The following is a 16,620-nucleotide window of genomic DNA, read 5'->3' on the forward strand; positions in this document are numbered from 1 at the left end:
CCCTGCGCCCGGCCCGAGCCAGGGAGGGCGGGTCTGATGCTGCCGAGGATGACGTCGTACGCCGGGAACTTCGAGGACGTCCTGCTCCGCCGCGCCTTCCACGACCAGGCCGACGGCTTCTACGTCGACGTCGGCGCCTATGACCCGGTCGACGGCTCGGTCACCAAGCACTTCTACGACCTCGGCTGGCGGGGGATCAACGTCGAGCCCGACCCGGCCCCCTTCGCCCGGCTGCTCGCCGACCGGCCCGGGGACATCAACCTGAACCTCGCGCTGTCGGACCGGGAGGGGACGCTCCGCCTCTTCTCGGCCGAGGGGGCGGCGCATCCGTCGGTGGATCCGAGGATGATCACCGGCTGGTTCGGCGCCCGGCCGGAGGACGTCCGCCCGGTGGATCTGCCGGCGATCACCCTGGCCGCCCTGTGCGACCACCACGTCCCGGCCGGCCGGGCGATCGACTTCCTGAAGGTCGACGTCGAGGCCCACGAGTACGAGGTCCTCGTCGGCAACGACTGGACCCGATGGCGCCCGAGGGTGCTGGTCGTCGAGTCCTGGGAACACGAGCGCTGGGAGCCGATCCTCCGGGACGCCTCGTACCACTTCACCCTCTTCGACGGCATCAACCGCGTCTACGTCCGGGGCGAGGACGCCCACCTGATCCCCCGCTTGAGCGTCCCGGTGAATCAGACCGACAACTTCGGGCTGCACCCGTATGCCCCGTTCGAGGGGATCGGGCCGCAGGCGCTGCGGCTGGCGCGGTGGATTCACCGGAGGGCCGAGCGGAACCCCCGGCTCGCCTCGATTGCCCGGGCCTGCATCGGCCGGCTGGCGGGCTGAGTCGTCGGGAGTGGTCACTGGCTCCGCTCCAGCGCCTTCACCGCCTCCCCCGCCGCCTCCAGGATGGCCAGGCGTCCGCCGTAGGCCTTGCGGAGGTTCTCCGGGGTGAAGGTGGAGGCGGTCGGCCCCTGGGCGATGAGCCTCATGTTCAGCAGGATGACGTGGTCGAAGTACTCGGGCACGGTCCGAAGGTCGTGGTGGACGACGAAGACGGTCTTGCCGTCGGAGCGCAGGTCCCGGAGCAGCCGGAAGATGGCCGACTCGGTGGCGGCGTCGACGCCGGCCATCGGCTCGTCCATGAAGTAGACCTCGGCCCGCTGGGCGAGGGCCCGCGCGAGGAACGTCCGCTGCTGCTGCCCGCCGGAGAGCTGGCCGATCTGCCGGTCAGCCAGGTGGGCCATGCCCACCCGCTCCAGGCACTCCAGGGACCAGGCCCGCTCGGCCCTCCCCGGGCGTCGGAACCAGCCGAGCCGGCCATAGGAGCCCATCAGCACCACGTCGAGCACGGTAACGGGGAAGTCCCAGTCGACGCTCTCGCGCTGCGGGACGTAGCCGATCAGCCGTCGCTGCGATTTCGAGGGCTCGCCGAGGATCCGGACCGAACCGCTGGCCATCGGCACCAGGCCGAGGATCGCCTTGATCAGGGTGCTCTTGCCCGCGCCGTTGGGCCCCACGATCCCGGCCAGGCAGGGCCGGTCGATCGTCAGATCCACGTCCCAGAGCACCGGCTTGCGGTGGTAGGCGACGGTCACGTCGTGGACGTCGAGCACGGGGGGGACGCCGGGGTCGGGGGCCGGTCGGCCGTCGAGGTCGACGGGGGCCGCGGGGTGCTCCAGGGTCGGGCTGGTCCTCATCGCAGCGCCTCGGCGATCGTGTCCACGTTGTGCCGGACCATGCCCGGGTAGGTCCCCTCGGGGGTGCCGGCCTCCCCCATCGCGTCGGAGTACAGCTGGCCGCCGATCCGGACCCGGTGGCCCCGGGCCTCGCAGCCCTCGACCAGCGCCCGGACGTTCCGGTCGCTGACGCTCGACTCGACGAAGACGGCCGGAATGCGCCGTGCCACGAGCAGGTCGACCAGGTCGTTGATCTCCCGGACCCCGGCCTCGCTCTCGGTGCTGATCCCCTGGATGCCCCGGACTTCCACGCCATAGGCGCGGCCGAAGTAGCCGAAGGCGTCGTGGGCGGTGACCAGCAGCCTGCGACCCTCGGGGATCTCGGCGATCCGGGAGCGGACCTCCGCGTCCAGCCCGGCCAGCTCGGCACGATAGGCCTCGGCGTTCCTGGCATAATCGGCGGCCGAGGCGGGGTCGAAGTCGGTCAGGGCGTCCCGGACCACCTCGATCACCCCGGACCAGAGTGCCACGTCGAACCAGGCGTGGGGGTCGACCTGGCCGCCGACGAGGTCGATCAGCCGATCGGGCGGGATCCCCTCGGCCACGGGGACGGCCGGCTTGCTCCGGCCGAGGCGTTCGAGCACGTCCCCCATCTTCCCTTCGAGGTGCAGGCCGGAATAGAAGATTGCGTCGGCCCCGGAGAGCGCGGTGATGTCTCCGGGAGAGGGCTTGTAGAGGTGGGGATCCACCCCCGCCCCCATCAAGCTCGACACCGAGACCCGATCCCCCCCCACCCGCTCGACCACCTCGGCGACCATGCCGGTGGTGCAGACGACCCCGATGGGCCCATCCCCTCCGTAGGTCGAGGGCGATCCCCCGGATTTCGGGCCCTCCCCGCAGCCGGACGCCGTCGCGACCAGCGCGACCAGCACGACCCCGAACCGCCGGCCCCGATTGATCCCCCCCGGCCCGCACCGGCCCGATCCTCGTGCCACACTCAGAATGGCGAACGCCCCGCGCTGTTCGTGCCCCACGGCGATTGGCCCCTTTCATGCCCGGACGATCCGTACGATTGCATCTTACGGCGCGACGTTGGAAGACGCAATCCCGTTTTTTGGGCAACCAAAATTCCCTGCTCGCCCCTCCGGCGAGGCGGAGACCCCGATGCGCCGGCGAACCTTCGCGATCCTGATCCTGGGCCTGGCCCTTTCTCCCTCGGCGATCGGCTCGGGGGGCCCGGCGGGGTGGTTCCGGGCCGAGCGGGGCCGGGGCCTGTTCTCGGCGGGCAGGCCGATGCCGGGGCCAGCCGGGGCGTTGGTGTCGGATCGCGGTCGGCCCGGGGGCCTCGTGCGGGGCGGGCATCGGCCCTTCGGCTCGGTTCATGGCGGCCTGGAGACGGGGATCGGCTTCGGATACCCCGCCCCCTACCCGACCGGGGGCGGGACGGCGGTGAGCCTCCCTCGGCTGTTCCACGGGCGGTGATCGGCGATCGAGCGGTCGGCCGTCCCCCTCACTCGACTCGGGACGATGTTCAGGAGCGAACGATGATGCGATGCGACAGGATGGTCCTCGGATTGGCGGCCCTGCTGGCGGCGTCGGGTACGGCGGCGGCGCAGTCGTGGTCGGCGGGTGATGCGAGGCGCATGCACAACTTCGTGGAATACGGGGTTCCCGATCCCGGGTACGTCCCGAATGCGTATTTCGTCGACCCGCCGACCTCCCTGCCGCCGAACGCCTACGCCCGACGCGCCACCCCGGGGGGGTTGATCGAGACGGCGGCCCGACGCCTCAACCCCTTCTCGGCCCCCTCGAGGGCCTCGGACATCACCTTCGCCCCGGCCCCCTACCGCCAGGGCCCCCCCGCGGGGAGTTACCGGGTGATGCGCCCCCCTTACGGCCCCGCCGGATACCATTACTCGATGTCGGGCGCCGTCACCCCGATGGCATCGCCGACGACGACCGGGGGGGCCCTCGTGCCGGGGGTGAACTGCCCGACCTGCCCCCGCTGATCGTGCCGTCCCTCGACGGGCCTCGGCCCGGCGTCGGCCCCCTCCGACGTCGGGCCGAACGCCGGCCCGACCCGCCTCATTCACCACCGGGAGCGTGACTGCGATGACTCGACGGTTCCCCCTCGCCCTGCTCGGGGCCGGCGTCCTGCTGACGATGATCGCGGGGCCCGCGTCGGCCCAGGTCGCCGGGGGCGTCGCACCTCCCGACCCGGCCTCGGCGCCGATCTACGACCCGCCGGGCTACTACGGCATGGCCTGGGGCGTACCGAGCTTCGGCGTGCCCCGGGCCTACTCCAACTTCGCCTCGCCGTTCGGGGGCGTCGGCTATGGGTACGGCTACTCGCCCTACGCCCTGCTGCCCGGGCCGTACGGTGGTGCCCTCTGGCGTCCGGGGTTCATCGAGCCGGGCTATTTCTATGCCCAGGGGGCCTACAGCACCTATCCGATCCCCAGGGGGGCCGTCACGCCTCCTCCCGGCGTGCCGGTCGGGTATTACGCCCCGGCGTTGGGGCCGCCGATGTTCTTCCGGCCCTGAGGAGGATCGGGGTCAGGGGCACTCGGGTCGATCCGGGGAGAGGCCATCGACCGGGCGACCTCGGCCCGCGCCGAGGCCGGCGGTCGGTGCCGAGGCCGGCCGATCGGCGGTCACGCCTGGGGGGTGAAGAGGATGATCTCCACCCTCCGGTCCGGCCCGCCCGACTGCGGGTCGGCCGAGGGGATCTGGGGCCGGTGGCGGCCGAAGCCGACGGCGGCGACGGTCCGGGAGCGGAACCAGCCGGCCGAGTCGAGGCCGTGGGAGTCGACGAGGTACCGGCGGACCGCCTCGGCCTGCTGCTGGGTGAGCCGCTCGGCGAGCAGGTCGTCGAGCGCGCCGTCGGTGTAGGCGGCGACGATGACGTCGGTCTGCTTGGTCAGGTGCTCCTTGGTCCACTTGGCGACCTCGTCCAGCCTGCCCCGGCCGGGCTCGGTCAGCATCGCCCGGCCGGGCTCGAAGAGGTCCGACTCGGACAGGGTCATCGCGTAGCGGTCGGAGTTCGGCCGATAGAGGGCCAACTCGCGGTCGTCGTACCCGCGTCGGGTGAAGTACCGGGAGATGGGCCAGGTGTTCTTGATGGCGTCCAGGTTGTCCTGGAGGTCGGTCAGGGTCCGCTCGCCCCGGTCGGTGAGGCTGACGAGGCGATCGACCGGCTCGTCGTCGGTGAGCAGCCGGCCGATGGTGCCCTCTCCCCCCCGGATCGAGGAGGCGATGGCGTTGACCTCGGCCAGTCCGCGCTCGGCCTCGTCGGCGACGGCGTCGACGCGGGCCAGGGCGTCGGTGGCCTCTCGCATCAGGTCGGCCAGCTCGATGGGGGGGACGCTCCGGACGAGCCCGCCTTCGGGCAGGACCTCGGCGCCGGGGCTGCCGGGGCTGATCTCGACCACCCGGGCGCCGACGACCCCCTGGGTGACGATCCGGGCCTCGGCGTCGGTGCGGATCAACGGCCGGAGCCGGGCATCGACCCGGAGCACCAGCCGGACCGGCCTTCCCGGCTCGTCCGGGGGCTCGATCCCCTCGACGACCCCCGCGTCCACACCCTGCACGAAGACCCGGCCGCCCGGCTCCAGGCCGGCGACCGACTCGAATTCTGCCAGGAGCCGATAGGTGTCCTGCACCTGCCAGTTCTTCGAGGCGACCTGCACCGCCCCGAAGCCGGCCAGGCCGAGGATCCCCAGGCAGAAGACCCCGCTGGCCAGCGCCCTGATCGGCCCGATCTCTCGTCTCATCGCGATGCCCTCCTCGATCCGATCGGTCCCAGGGTGTCTTCGCCCCCGCCCTCCCATCCCTTGGGTCGTCCCGGCCGATTCAAAGCCGAGGTCGCACCCCCGAGACCGGACCGGGAGGCCCGGATCACGCTCCATTTATTTATTGTAGGAGACGGCCGGGGAAGACCAGTCGAGTCGTCCCCTCGTCAGCCGACCCAGCCGATCGCCGACGTCGCCCACTGGATCAGCGGCACGAGCACCACGTTGGCGGCGAAGATCAGCAGGACCGAGGCCACCACCCCCCGGGTCGCCGACCCGCCGATCGCCTCCGTCGACCGCTCCGACCGCAGCCCGACCCAGCAGCCGACGAGCCCGACGATCAGGCCGAAGATGGCCGTCTTGAGCGTCCCGGGGAGCACGTCGGCCAGCCTCAGGTAGTCCAGGCAACGCGCGCCGTAGGCCCTCGCCGAGAGCGACCCGCCGGCCAGCTCGGCCGCCAGGCCGCCAAGCAGGGCCGAGGCGTCGAGCACGACCGTCAACAGCGGCACGGCCAGGGTGCAGGCGACCACCCGGGGGGCCACCAGGCTCGGGATGGCCGGGGCGCCGAGCACCTCGGCCGCGTCCACCTCCTCGGTCAGGACCTTGGAACTCAACTCGGCCGCCAGCCCCGCGCCGAGCCGGGCCGCCACCAGGATCGCCGCCAGCATCGGGCCCGTCTCGACCAGGACCGCCGCCGCCAGCACGCTCGGCAAGGTCGCCTCGACCCCGTATCTCAGGAGCAGGCGGCGGGTCTGCAACCACGTCACCAGCCCGATGCTCAGGCCCGCGACCCCGACGATCGGCAGGCTCCCCCAGGCCACTCGCTCGAACTGCCGGAGCACGTCCCCCGGCCTCCGGACGAGGGCCAGGGGCGCCGCCAGGCACGCCCTCGCCGAGAAGTCGACGAAGCGACCCAGGTCGATCAGCATCCCGATCGGCATCGCCATCCCCCCCGGGCCGGGCCGACCCTCGAGGTCGCCCCACACCCCGATCGGACGGGGAAGGCCGCCGCCCTCGCCGGTCTTGCCCCGATCGGCGGCCCGGCCGGTTCGGCAAAATAGACTCAACCGCGCAAACCGAGTGTGATAGGCTAACTTTATTGACGGATGCCCCGTCCCCCCGGACGATCATCGGGCATCCCCCCGGACGATCGACGGTCCCCCCGGGTTTGCGAATGATGAGCGATCCGCCCCGAGACGCCTCGTGGAAGGCGATCCACCACCGGCTGGTGCCCCTGATGCGGCCGGACAACCGGACGAACATCGGGTATCTCCTGAAGGAATACGCGCTGCTCGGCCTGGTGCTGACGGCCTGCGGGCTGGCCCACGCGAGGTGGTCGGGCGGGGGGCTGCCGGGCTGGGCGTACCTGCCGATCGCGGCAGTCGGGGTCTTCGCCGTCGGGGCGATCCAGCATCGCTTCTCGGCCCTGGCGCACGACGCCAGCCACTACGCCCTGTTCCGGAATAAGCTGGCCAACGAGCTGGCCGGCGACCTGCTGCTGATGTTCCCGATTTTCGGGATGACCCAGCGGTTCCGGGCCACCCACCTGGGGCATCATCAGTACCTCAACGATCCCGAGCGCGACCCGGACATCGCCCGCCTGAACGACCCGGTGCCGCACCGGTTCCCCATGCCGAAGGGGGAGTTCGTCCGCCGGTATGTCCTGGCGGCGGCCCTCTGGCCCCCGGCGACGCTCCGCTACCTGTTCGGCCAGGCCAAGGGGGCGAACTCCAGCAGCGGGGCGGTCTCGGGATCCTTGCGGAACGTCTACCGCTTCCGGCTGGGACGGTGCCTCCGGGGGGCATACTGGCTGTCGGTCCTGACGGTCGTGCACGCCACCGGGACCTGGGCCCTGTTCTTCCTCTACTGGGTGCTCCCGGCGCTGACGATCTTCCCGATGCTGATGCAGCTCCGGGAGATCTCCCACCACAGCAACGCCCCGGGGGAGGACCGGGTCGCCGGCTCCCGGATCTTCCGGGTCCACCCGTTCTGGTCGGCCTGCGTGTTCCCGTACGGGCAGGACGACCACCTGACGCATCACCTGTTCGCCATGCTGCCCCATTACAACATGAAGGCGGCCAACCGGATCCTCCTGGAAGACCCCCGGATCCGGGACCGAGTGGTCGTCTGCCGGGGGTTCTTCTTCCGGACCCTCGGCACCGACGGTCCCTCGGTGCTCGACGTGCTGGCCCGGCGGCCCGAGCCGGGGGATCTGATCTGGGACGGCCCCCCCCGGCGGTCGGATCGGGCTGAAGCCGAAGCCGAGGCACCAGAGGCCGCCACGCTCGCCCCCGCCTCCTGACCCGCAACCGCCAACCCCCCCGGTTCGACGATGGCCCACGCCCCGATCCAGGTCGACGACCTGACCGCGATCCACTCCGAACTGCGCTCCGACCTGCTCCGGGTCGCCCTCCGGGACCGCTGGGACCGCGCCTTGATGGCCCTCGGGTGGCTGCACCTGGCGTTCTTCGCCGCGAACCAGTGGGCGGCCATGGCCCTGAACGCGAAGTGGCCCCACCTGCTGCTCTGGCCCGCCGAGGTGGCGGCGATCGTCTTCCTGCTGCGGGGGATGCTGGGCCGGGGATGGTGGCGGTCGACCCCCCTGGCCGGGGTGCTGATGCGGGTCTGGATCACCTTCCTGATCATCGACTTCAACGCCGTGACCCTCAACGCGATGACCGGCATCGACCAGTTCCGCTGGTACTTCCTCGTCTGGGCCGGGCTGAGTTCCTTCGGGTTCGCCACCACGGCCTGGCTCTGCGGCGCCTGGTTCCTGGTCCCGGCGTTCGTCATGTACTTCTGCGGGCTGGCGATGGCCCGCTGGATCGAGTGGAGCTTCCTGCTGCACGGGTTCGCCTGGTGGGCGATCCTCCAGGGGATCGGCCTCGGGCTGCTCCGGGAACGGAGGCGCCGGGAGGACGGTTTCGACGAGTTCGCCGTCGAGGGTTGAGGACCATGCCCACCCCGTCAGTCCCCGAACCCGCAGGCCCTCCCCCCCGGCTGCATGTCGTCCTGTATCAGCCGGAGATCGCGGCGAACGTGGGGGCCGTCGGCCGGACGTGCGTGGCGATCGGGGCGATGCTCTGGCTGGTCCGGCCGCTGGGGTTCCTGATCGGCGACCGCCAGTTGAAGCGGGCGGGCCTGGACTACTGGGAACACCTGCGCTGGCGGGTCGTCGACGACCTGGAGGAGATGGCCGGGTGCGTCGGCCCGGATCGCTGCTGCTGGGCCTTCAGCACCCGGGCCGAGCGGGCTTTCACCGAGGCCCAATACCGGGAGGGGGACGCCCTGGTCTTCGGCCCCGAGAGCCGTGGGCTGCCGGGGCGGCTCGTCGAGGATCGGCCGGATCGGGCCGTCCGGATCCCGATCCGGGCCGAGGCCAGGAGCCTCAACCTCTCCGTCTCGGTCGCGGTCGGTGCCTTCGAGGCGATCCGGCAGATCGAGGCCGGCTGAACGGACCGGCCGACCGGGCTCGGGGCGTTGCCCGGGGCCTCGGCGAAGGGCGACAATAGCGAGGCCCCGGCGACCGCGCCGGTCCCCGCCGCCGATATCCCACCGATCGAGGAGAACGATGCCCCGCGCCCTGCTTCGCCTGGTCGCCTCCGCCCTCGCCGCCTGGACCGTCGCCGATCGGGCCTGGGCCCAGGGCCCGGAAACCATCCGGGTCGCCACCTTCAACGCCTCGCTCAACCGCCCGGAGCCGGGGGGCCTTGTCCGGGATCTGGGCTCGACGGACGACCCCCAGGCCAGGGCGGTCGCCGAGGTCATCCGGCGGGTCCGGCCCGACGTGCTGCTCGTCAACGAGTTCGACTTCGACCCCGAAGGGAGGGCCGCCGACCTGTTCCGGCGCAACTACCTGGAGTCCCCGCGGGGAGCGACCGAGCCGCTCCGGTACGAATTCGCTTACGTCCCCGAGGTCAACACCGGCGTCCCGAGCGGCGCCGACCTGGACAGCGACGGTCGGGTCGTCGTCGAGCCCGGCTCCCGGGGCTACGGCAACGACGCGATCGGCTACGGCGAGTTCCCCGGCCAGTACGGCATGGTGGTCTACTCCCGGTTCCCGATCGAGGAGGAGGGCGTCCGATCCTTCCGGGAGGTCCTCTGGAAGGACATGCCCGGCGCCCTGCTCCCTACCCGGGAGGACGGCTCGCCCTGGTACTCACCCGAGGCGCTGGCGGTGCTGCGGCTGTCGTCGAAGACGCACGTGGACGTGCCGATCCGGATCGGGGACTCGGAGCTGCACCTGCTGGCCAGCCACCCGACGCCCCCGGCCTTCGACGGGCCGGAGCGGAGGAACGCCCGCCGCAACCACGACGAGATCCGGCTCTGGGCCGACTACCTCTCGGGGGGCCCCGCCGCCTCGTACCTCGTCCCCGGCGGGCAGGCCCCGGAACCCCCGGAGCGGTTCGTGATCCTCGGCGACCTGAACGCCGACCCGTTGGACGGTTCCAGCCTGCCCGGGGCGATCGACCGATTGCTCGACCACCCCAGGGTCGACGCCTCCTTCGTCCCCACCGGCGCCGGGGCCGCCGAGGCCGCCCGCCTCCAGGGCGGGATCAACGCCGAGCACCGGGGAGACCCGTCGCGCGACACCGCCGACTTCGACGACGACCGGGTCGGCAACCTTCGGGTCGATTACGTGCTGCCGTCCCGGGGGCTGACCGTCTCCGGAGGGGGCGTCTTCTGGCCGACGGCCGGCCCGACGGCCGATTCGGACCACCGCCTCGTCTTCCTCGACGTCGACTGGCCCTGATCGCTCACGACGCCCGAAACGACGCCGCCCCGCGCGGGGCGGGGCGGCGTCGGACGAAGGTCGGGGGTTCGGCTCACAGCTCGTGGAAATCGGCCGCCATGACCTGGACTCCGCTCTCCAGGTGCAGGCGATCGACGGCCTCCCTCGTGATGGTGAAACTCATGCTGTGCCTCGGCGCCAGGGAGAAGCCGGCGAGGACCGAAGGGACGACCTCGGGGACGAGGTCGGGGCCGGCCAGGGCCAGGCCGTTGAGCAGCAGCGGCGAGGCGTTGTCGACCCGGAGCTTGTAGACCTTCTCCCCCTTGACCAATTTGCCCTCACCCACCTGGGCGTGGACGAGCCGGCCGAGGATGCCGGTGGCCAGCTCGACGGCCAGTCCCTGGGCCTCGGCGTCGTCAGCGATCGGCAGGGAGAACTTGCCCATCGGGGTCCAGGAGCGGGCCTCGGCGTCGCTGGCGTAGACCATCACCGTCGCCTCGCGGTCCGGGGCGCCGGCCGGGGCCTCGTTGAAGCGGATCATGCAGGCGACCGCGGTCTCGTCCGGCTGATTCGGGGCCTTCAGCCCGACCTTCATGCCGAGCATCGTTGCCCCGCTGATCGCCCGGCAGAGCGATTCGGCGATGGGATCGTCGCCATCCATCTCGATGTACAGCGGGGCCCGGCCGTCCGATCCCGGCTCGATCGCCCCCCCTTTGATCCTGCGGACGAACTGCCGTGCGAGGGTCAGCTCGTGGGGGTTGGCCCAGCGTCGGGAGAGCTGGCGGATCGTCGCCCAGTCCAGCTCGTAGATCAGCTTCCACATCACCAGCTGCGCCACCGACTCGGGCGCCTTCTCCTCGGCCAGCCTGCGGAAGGCCTCCCGGACCACCGGATCGCGGCCGGCCTCCGCCTGGCCGATGTCGCCGATTTGCAACGCCTCGCCCTCGGCGGGCAGCACGGCCCGGCCGGCCACGGGCGGGGAGAGGCTGATGGCGCGGGTGCGCAGGTTCCGGGTCTGGCCGGGGGCCAGGGCGGCCGAGGGGGGGCCGGTGGGGGGGATGGACATGAAGCCGCCGCCCATGCCGCCCATGCCGCCGCCCATGCCGCCCATGCCGCCGCCCATGCCGCCCATGCCGCCGCCCATGCCGCCCATGCCGCCGCCCATACCGCCGCCCATCATGCCCATGCCGCCCATCATCAGGGAGGAGACGTCCCAGCTGTCGGTCTCGATGAGCTGCATGATCAGCATGCCCAGCATCATCATGCCCCTCGACGCCGGCATGACGCCGCCGCCACCGCGACCGCCCATGCCGCCGCCCATACCGCCGCCGCCCATGCCGCCGCCGCCCATGCCGCCGCCGCCCATGCCGCCCATGCCGCCGCCGCCCATGCCGCCCATGCCGCCGCCGCCCATGCCGCCCATGCCGCCGCCCATGCCGCCCATGCCGCCGAACTGGCCGGCGGCGCCCGAGGCGATCAGGCCGGGGGGCAGGACCACGCGGAGCGGGGCCCGGGTGTTATTGGTGACCGAGAGGGTCATGGCGCCCCCCTTGGCCCCCTCGGCCTTCAGGCCCACCCGGCCGCTGCGGAGCCCCTCGAAGAGGTCCACCAGCGGGATCTCTTCGACGTAGGAATTGGCCTCGCCGCCTTGTTCGGCGGAGGCCCGATCGACTGCCGAGGAATCGACCGCGGGGGGAGCCTCGTCCGCCGGCGGTGGTTCGTCAGACTGACCCGAGGCGAGTGGTCCGAAGACCAGGAGGCCGCCGATCAGGGCGGCCGGGAGGGAGAAATGACCTGAATTCATCGTCGTAAGGCTTTCGATGAGCGCGACGACCTGGCGCACCGGCGTCGTCGGGCCGGCCCGTACCGAGGGCCGGCCGAATCGACGAAACGCTGAGAGGCGGACGGTCAGTGATCAGCATTCTACGCGGATCGCCTTCGCTCATGGTTCTCCGCCGCGAGGCCTCGCGGCGTCCATCCGTCGAACTGGATGACGATCGCGGGCGGCCCCTTATTCGAAGGCAGTCCGGCCGGAAAGTCGAGGGGCGCCGGGACGGGGTCGGGGGTCGCGAGCGGGGCGGTGATCCGGGCCCACTCGGGATGGATCGGCGGGCATCAAGTGGGATCGAGCCGGCCGGTCACTCGGCCCCGGGGACGAAACGACGCCGCCCCGCGCGGGGCGGGGCGGCGTCCGGATGTCGTCAGTCGTCGGGTCGGGACCGGGTCGGCTCAGAGGCCGCTGAGGTCGGCGGCCAGGACCCGGATGCCGCTGTCCAGGTTCAGCCGGTCGACGGCCTCCTGGGAGATGGTGAAGCTCATGCTCCGGTGCGGGGGGAGCGAGAAGCCGGCGAGCATCGAGGGGGTGACCTCCTCGCCCAGGTCCAGGCCGCTGAGGGCCAGGCCGTTGAGCAGCAGCGGCGAGGCGTTGTCGACCCGGAGCTTGTAGGTCTGCACGTCCTTGACCTTCTTGCCCTCGGTGACCTGGGCCCGGACGAGCCGGCCGAGGATGCCGGTGGCCAGCTCGACGGCCAGTCCCTGGGCCTCGGCGTCGTCAGCGATCGGCAGGGAGAACTTGCCCATCGGGGTCCAGGAGCGGGCCTCGGCGTCGCTGGCGTAGACCATCACCGTCGCCTCGCGGTCCCGGCCGCCGGCCGGGGCCTCGTTGAAGCGGACCAGGCAGGCGACGGACGGGCCCTCGGGGGAGGCCGGGGCGTCCAGCTCCACGTCAAGGCCGAGCATGTGGGTGCCGGTCAGGGTCTCGACCAGCCGCTGGGCGGCGGGATCGTCTCCCTCGAACTCCAGGTAGAGGACCGACGGGAGGGCCGGGACCAGGTCGCCGGCGGGCCGGGTGGTCCGCTCGACGAAGTCCCGTGCGAGGGTCAGCTCGTGGGTGTTGGCCCAGCGGCGGGAGAGCTGGCGGATCGTCGCCCAGTCGAGCTTGTAGATCAGGTTCCACATCACCAGCTGCGCCACCGACTCCGGCGCCTTCTCCTCGGCCAGCCTGCGGAAGGCCTCCCGGACCACCGGGTCGCGGCCGGCCTCCGCCTGGCCGATGTCGCCGACCTGCAGCGGCTCGCCCTCGGCGGGCAGCACGGCCCGGCCGGCCACCGGGGGTGAGAGGCTGATGGCGCGGGTGCGCAGGTCGCGGGTCTGGCCGGGGGCCAGGGCCGCCGAGGGGGGTCCGGTCGGGGGGATGGACATCATGCCGCCGCCCATCATGCCGCCACCCATGCCGCCACCCATGCCGCCCATGCCGCCGCCCATGCCACCCATGCCGCCGCCCATGCCGCCCATGCCGCCGCCCATCATGCCCATGCCGCCCATCATCAGGGAGGAGACGTCCCAGCTGTCGGTCTCGATGAGCTGCATGATCAGCATGCCCAGCATCATCATGCCCATCGACGCCGGCATGACGCCGCCGCCACCGCCCATGCCGCCACCCATGCCGCCCATGCCGCCGCCGCCCATGCCGCCGCCGCCCATGCCGCCCATGCCGCCGCCGCCCATGCCGCCCATGCCGCCGCCGCCCATGCCGCCGCCCATGCCGCCCATGCCGCCGCCCATGCCGCCCATGCCGCCGAACTGGCCGGCGGCGCCCGAGGCGATCAGGCCGGGGGGCAGGACCACGCGGAGCGGGGCCCGGGTGTTATTGGTGACCGAGAGGGTCATGGCGCCCCCCTTGGCCCCCTCGGCCTTCAGGCCCACCCGGCCGCTGCGGAGCCCCTCGAAGAGGTCCACCAGCGGGATCTCGGGCTGCGCCTGTGCGTCGGCAGATGGGGACGCATGGGAGTCGGCCTCGGCGGCCGGGGCCGAGGGGGCCGCGGTGCCGGCGTCGTCGGTCTGGCCCGAAGCGATCGGCCCGAAGCCGAGGAGGCCGGCGGCCAGGGCGGCCGGGGAGAGCCAGGTCGTCATGGTCGAACGCATGGGTCGAATCCTTTTCCTCGATCGTAGGGGATGAGTGGATCGTCGAGGCCGGGGTGCGTTGCCCGAACATGCGCCCCGGCCGGGGGTTAAGCGTGGGGCCGGGCGGTCGATCACCAGCATATCACGCCGTTCTCGGCCGCTCAAATTGACCCGTTTCGGGTCACCCGGGGCTCCCGGCCCTTCGACAACAGGGACGGAGGGGTCTTCGCCGCTATTCGATGACCCGGTGCCGAATCCCGCGAACCTCCTGGGACGGGACGCGCCGTCCGGTACAATCCGCCCGAGCGGATCCCGAAGGAAGGGCCGAGGAGCCACGGGACGCTCCCCGAAGTCCGGAGCCCCTCATGCGATACGTCTCCCATCTGGCCTGCACCGTGTGCGGCGCGACCTATCCGGGCGACCGGGCGATGAACCTCTGCGAGGCCGACGGCCGGCCGGTCCGGGTGGTGCTCGACCTCGATCGCCTGAAAGCCGAGCGCGGGCCCGATCGGTTCTGGGATCCGGGCCGGAAGGATCTCTGGCGGTTCGGCGGCCTGCTGCCGCTGGACGTGACCGACCCGGACGACGCCCGGCACGTCGTCTCGCTCGGCGAGGGGGCGACGCCGAGCCTGCCCTATTCGCACCCGGTCGCCGCCCGGATCGGCTGCCGGCTGGAAGTAAAGGACGAGGGGAAGCCGCACCCCGGCTTCGGGGCCAACCCGACCCTGTCGTTCAAGGACCGGGGGATGGCCATGACCGTCTCGATGGCCCGGGCGCTCGGGCTGGGGAGGCTGGCCGTGCCGACGCAGGGGAACGCCGGGGATGCGCTGGCCACCTACGCGGTGGCGGCCGGGATCGAGGCGGTGGTGGCGATGTCCCCCGACACCGACCGGCCGGTGATGGGGAACGTCGCCGCCCTGGCCGCACTGCACCCGGGTCGGCTGACCTTCGAGCTGGTGCCGGGGACGATCATCGACTGCGGGGCGCGGATCAAGGACCACTACGTCCCGCTCGGGTACTTCAGCGTCGCCACCTTCCAGGAGCCCGGCTGGCGGACCGAGGGGAAGAAGACCCTCGGGCTGGAGATGGCCGAACCCGCCGGCGACCGCCTGGCCGATCGCCGCTGGGAGCCGCCCGACGTGATCGTCTATCCCACCGGGGGCGGGACCGGGGTGGTGGGCATGGCCAAGGGGTTCGACGAGCTGGAGGTGCTCGGGCTGATCGGCCCGGGGCGCCCCCGGTTCGTCTGCGTCCAGTCGTCGGCGACGGCCCCGCTGGTCCGGGCCTTCGAGGCCGGGGCGCCCGACATCTCCCCCGAGCCCCCGGGGCGGACGATCGCCACTGGCCTGAACGTGGCCAGGAACGTCGGCCACGTCAACGTGCTGCGGATCATCCGCCAGACCGGCGGCTGCGCGATCGCCGTGGACGACGACCGCATCCGCCGGGTCCTGCGGGAGGAGTGGCGGGAGCGACGGTTCGGCTGGTCCCCGGAGGGGGCCGCGACGCTCGCCGTCCTGGAGGAACTGGCCGATCGCCGGATCATCGGCTCCGGGGATCGCGTCGTGCTGGTCAACACCGCCTCCCCCGAGAAGTACCTGCCGACGATCCGGGACTGCTTCGACGGCGGGCTCTGATCCCGAGGTGTCGGGGAGGGGGCGGGCCGCCGGGGAGGCCGGGGTCCGCGACGAAGCGCCCGGCGTCGGGTGCCTGCCGACCTGGACCTCGCCCCGCCCGATCCCGGCCACCCCAGGTCGGATCGGACGCGATTCGACGCGATCCCGGTCGCGTTCCCCTCGGCCTCGCCGACCTCGGATCGTCGGCCAGGGGGGGCGGGACCGGGTAGTCGGGCGGAGAAACCGGGGCCGGTGCGCCAATCCCGGATTCCCCAACTCCTTCTTCCGACTGGGAATTCGAGGACGAAATGGGTTCGCTCCGCCGATCCCGAGCCGTTCCGTCGCACCCTCCCGGGAGGCGTCTCCGCCCGTCGCCCGGAGGATCCGGAACGAGGCGGTGAGGATGGGGGGCCGATCGGGCCCGGCGGGCGGGCGGTGCGCAGAGACCGAATCGCGGAACCTGTTTTCTGGTCGTGATTTCCACGATCGAAATGGGTTCGCTCCGTCGAGACCTTCGCGTCCCCGGCGGTCGGCTCGGGATGGGGTCGCCCCGAGTCCCCGGGGCGGCCGCAGGGTCGGGGGTCGAGCAGGGACCGGGTCGGGCCCGGGGGGCGGGCGGTGCGCCGACGACGAAATCCAGAATCCTTTTCTCGGATTGGAGTTGCGCCCGCGAAATGGGTTCGCTCCGAAATCGCGCCGGCAGGTCCCGTCGGGGATCCCGGCGAGGGGGGACGGTGCCCGGCAACTCGCCGATCCGGGGCGAAACGAGGCAGTCGACGGGATGGGGGCGCGAGGCGAGGCGGCATGGGTGCAGACTTCGGAGGGGTCGGGACGATGGACTCGGGACGCTGCTCCTCGGGCGATGGACCACGTCATTAAGATCGAGGGATCTGGCTCCGGCAGTCACTCGA

At 72.2% G+C, this 16,620-nt stretch carries 15 protein-coding genes; 9 read left to right on the forward strand and 6 right to left on the reverse strand.

Going from position 1 to position 16,620, the window contains the following annotated elements:
• The first annotated feature begins 36 nt into the window (after nt 1–36).
• Nucleotides 37–837 (forward strand): FkbM family methyltransferase, encoded by an 801-nt coding sequence (locus ElP_RS02270; protein WP_145266862.1) that lies wholly within the window; start codon nt 37–39, stop codon nt 835–837.
• A 14-nt stretch (nt 838–851) separates the two neighbouring features.
• Here the strand turns inward: ElP_RS02270 and ElP_RS02275 are convergent, their stop codons facing one another.
• Nucleotides 852–1,691 (reverse strand): metal ABC transporter ATP-binding protein, encoded by an 840-nt coding sequence (locus ElP_RS02275; protein WP_145266864.1) that lies wholly within the window; start codon nt 1,689–1,691, stop codon nt 852–854.
• Complete coding sequence (locus ElP_RS02280; protein ID WP_197446657.1) at nt 1,688–2,602, reverse strand: metal ABC transporter solute-binding protein, Zn/Mn family; 915 nt, start codon at nt 2,600–2,602, stop codon at nt 1,688–1,690. The genes ElP_RS02275 and ElP_RS02280 overlap by 4 nt, the downstream gene beginning before the upstream one ends.
• A gap of 232 nt (nt 2,603–2,834) precedes the next feature.
• Between ElP_RS02280 and ElP_RS02285 the strand changes: the two genes are divergently transcribed.
• From ElP_RS02285 to ElP_RS02295, 3 genes are all read left to right on the forward strand, one after another.
• Nucleotides 2,835–3,152, forward strand: coding sequence for a hypothetical protein (locus ElP_RS02285; RefSeq protein ID WP_145266866.1), 318 nt, complete (start codon nt 2,835–2,837; stop codon nt 3,150–3,152).
• Nucleotides 3,153–3,214: 62 nt separating this feature from the next.
• Nucleotides 3,215–3,679, forward strand: coding sequence for a hypothetical protein (locus ElP_RS02290; RefSeq protein ID WP_145266868.1), 465 nt, complete (start codon nt 3,215–3,217; stop codon nt 3,677–3,679).
• A 103-nt stretch (nt 3,680–3,782) separates the two neighbouring features.
• Nucleotides 3,783–4,214 (forward strand): hypothetical protein, encoded by a 432-nt coding sequence (locus ElP_RS02295; RefSeq protein WP_145266870.1) that lies wholly within the window; start codon nt 3,783–3,785, stop codon nt 4,212–4,214.
• 110 nt (nt 4,215–4,324) lie between these two features.
• Here the strand turns inward: ElP_RS02295 and ElP_RS02300 are convergent, their stop codons facing one another.
• Nucleotides 4,325–5,443, reverse strand: coding sequence for an MlaD family protein (locus ElP_RS02300; protein WP_145266872.1), 1,119 nt, complete (start codon nt 5,441–5,443; stop codon nt 4,325–4,327).
• Nucleotides 5,444–5,628: 185 nt separating this feature from the next.
• Complete coding sequence (locus ElP_RS02305) at nt 5,629–6,402, reverse strand: MlaE family ABC transporter permease (RefSeq protein ID WP_231749412.1); 774 nt, start codon at nt 6,400–6,402, stop codon at nt 5,629–5,631.
• 233 nt (nt 6,403–6,635) lie between these two features.
• On the opposite strand from ElP_RS02305, the gene ElP_RS02310 reads away from it, so the two are divergent.
• The 4 genes from ElP_RS02310 to ElP_RS02325 all read left to right on the forward strand — a co-directional run bounded on the left by ElP_RS02310 (nt 6,636) and on the right by ElP_RS02325 (nt 10,214).
• Nucleotides 6,636–7,763: a fatty acid desaturase family protein gene (locus tag ElP_RS02310; RefSeq protein WP_231749414.1), complete on the forward strand. Its 1,128-nt coding sequence runs from the start codon at nt 6,636–6,638 to the stop codon at nt 7,761–7,763.
• Nucleotides 7,764–7,793: 30 nt separating this feature from the next.
• Nucleotides 7,794–8,411: a hypothetical protein gene (locus tag ElP_RS02315; RefSeq protein WP_145266875.1), complete on the forward strand. Its 618-nt coding sequence runs from the start codon at nt 7,794–7,796 to the stop codon at nt 8,409–8,411.
• Nucleotides 8,412–8,416: 5 nt separating this feature from the next.
• A complete protein-coding gene (locus ElP_RS02320; protein ID WP_145266877.1) occupies nt 8,417–8,914 on the forward strand; it encodes a tRNA (cytidine(34)-2'-O)-methyltransferase in 498 nt (165 codons plus the stop codon).
• Between the two features lie 118 nt (nt 8,915–9,032).
• Nucleotides 9,033–10,214 (forward strand): endonuclease/exonuclease/phosphatase family protein, encoded by a 1,182-nt coding sequence (locus tag ElP_RS02325; protein WP_145266879.1) that lies wholly within the window; start codon nt 9,033–9,035, stop codon nt 10,212–10,214.
• 73 nt (nt 10,215–10,287) lie between these two features.
• On the opposite strand, the gene ElP_RS37535 is transcribed toward ElP_RS02325, so the two are convergent.
• Entirely contained in the window at nt 10,288–11,997 is a 1,710-nt protein-coding gene (locus ElP_RS37535) for a hypothetical protein (protein WP_197446658.1), read from the reverse strand.
• Between the two features lie 425 nt (nt 11,998–12,422).
• Nucleotides 12,423–14,117 carry a hypothetical protein gene (locus tag ElP_RS37540; protein ID WP_197446659.1) on the reverse strand — a complete coding sequence of 565 codons (1,695 nt, stop codon included), beginning with the start codon at nt 14,115–14,117 and terminating at the stop codon, nt 12,423–12,425.
• Nucleotides 14,118–14,461: 344 nt separating this feature from the next.
• On the opposite strand from ElP_RS37540, the gene ElP_RS02340 reads away from it, so the two are divergent.
• Nucleotides 14,462–15,730, forward strand: coding sequence for a threonine synthase (locus ElP_RS02340; RefSeq protein WP_145266881.1), 1,269 nt, complete (start codon nt 14,462–14,464; stop codon nt 15,728–15,730).
• The last annotated feature ends 890 nt before the right edge of the window (nt 15,731–16,620 follow it).

The sequence above is a fragment of the Tautonia plasticadhaerens genome, from assembly GCF_007752535.1.
Lineage (GTDB): Bacteria > Planctomycetota > Planctomycetia > Isosphaerales > Isosphaeraceae > Tautonia > Tautonia plasticadhaerens.

What these genes read in the sequence shown, in the direction of transcription:
- ElP_RS02270 (WP_145266862.1), top strand. Translation starts at nt 37, where the DNA reads ATGCTGCCGAGGATGACGTCGTACGCCGGGAACTTCGAGGACGTCCTG.
- ElP_RS02275 (WP_145266864.1), bottom strand. Translation starts at nt 1,691, where the DNA reads ATGAGGACCAGCCCGACCCTGGAGCACCCCGCGGCCCCCGTCGACCTC.
- ElP_RS02285 (WP_145266866.1), top strand. Translation starts at nt 2,835, where the DNA reads ATGCGCCGGCGAACCTTCGCGATCCTGATCCTGGGCCTGGCCCTTTCT.
- ElP_RS02290 (WP_145266868.1), top strand. Translation starts at nt 3,215, where the DNA reads ATGATGCGATGCGACAGGATGGTCCTCGGATTGGCGGCCCTGCTGGCG.
- ElP_RS02295 (WP_145266870.1), top strand. Translation starts at nt 3,783, where the DNA reads ATGACTCGACGGTTCCCCCTCGCCCTGCTCGGGGCCGGCGTCCTGCTG.
- ElP_RS02300 (WP_145266872.1), bottom strand. Translation starts at nt 5,443, where the DNA reads ATGAGACGAGAGATCGGGCCGATCAGGGCGCTGGCCAGCGGGGTCTTC.
- ElP_RS02305 (WP_231749412.1), bottom strand. Translation starts at nt 6,402, where the DNA reads ATGCCGATCGGGATGCTGATCGACCTGGGTCGCTTCGTCGACTTCTCG.
- ElP_RS02310 (WP_231749414.1), top strand. Translation starts at nt 6,636, where the DNA reads ATGATGAGCGATCCGCCCCGAGACGCCTCGTGGAAGGCGATCCACCAC.
- ElP_RS02315 (WP_145266875.1), top strand. Translation starts at nt 7,794, where the DNA reads ATGGCCCACGCCCCGATCCAGGTCGACGACCTGACCGCGATCCACTCC.
- ElP_RS02320 (WP_145266877.1), top strand. Translation starts at nt 8,417, where the DNA reads ATGCCCACCCCGTCAGTCCCCGAACCCGCAGGCCCTCCCCCCCGGCTG.
- ElP_RS02325 (WP_145266879.1), top strand. Translation starts at nt 9,033, where the DNA reads ATGCCCCGCGCCCTGCTTCGCCTGGTCGCCTCCGCCCTCGCCGCCTGG.
- ElP_RS37535 (WP_197446658.1), bottom strand. Translation starts at nt 11,997, where the DNA reads ATGAATTCAGGTCATTTCTCCCTCCCGGCCGCCCTGATCGGCGGCCTC.
- ElP_RS37540 (WP_197446659.1), bottom strand. Translation starts at nt 14,117, where the DNA reads ATGCGTTCGACCATGACGACCTGGCTCTCCCCGGCCGCCCTGGCCGCC.
- ElP_RS02340 (WP_145266881.1), top strand. Translation starts at nt 14,462, where the DNA reads ATGCGATACGTCTCCCATCTGGCCTGCACCGTGTGCGGCGCGACCTAT.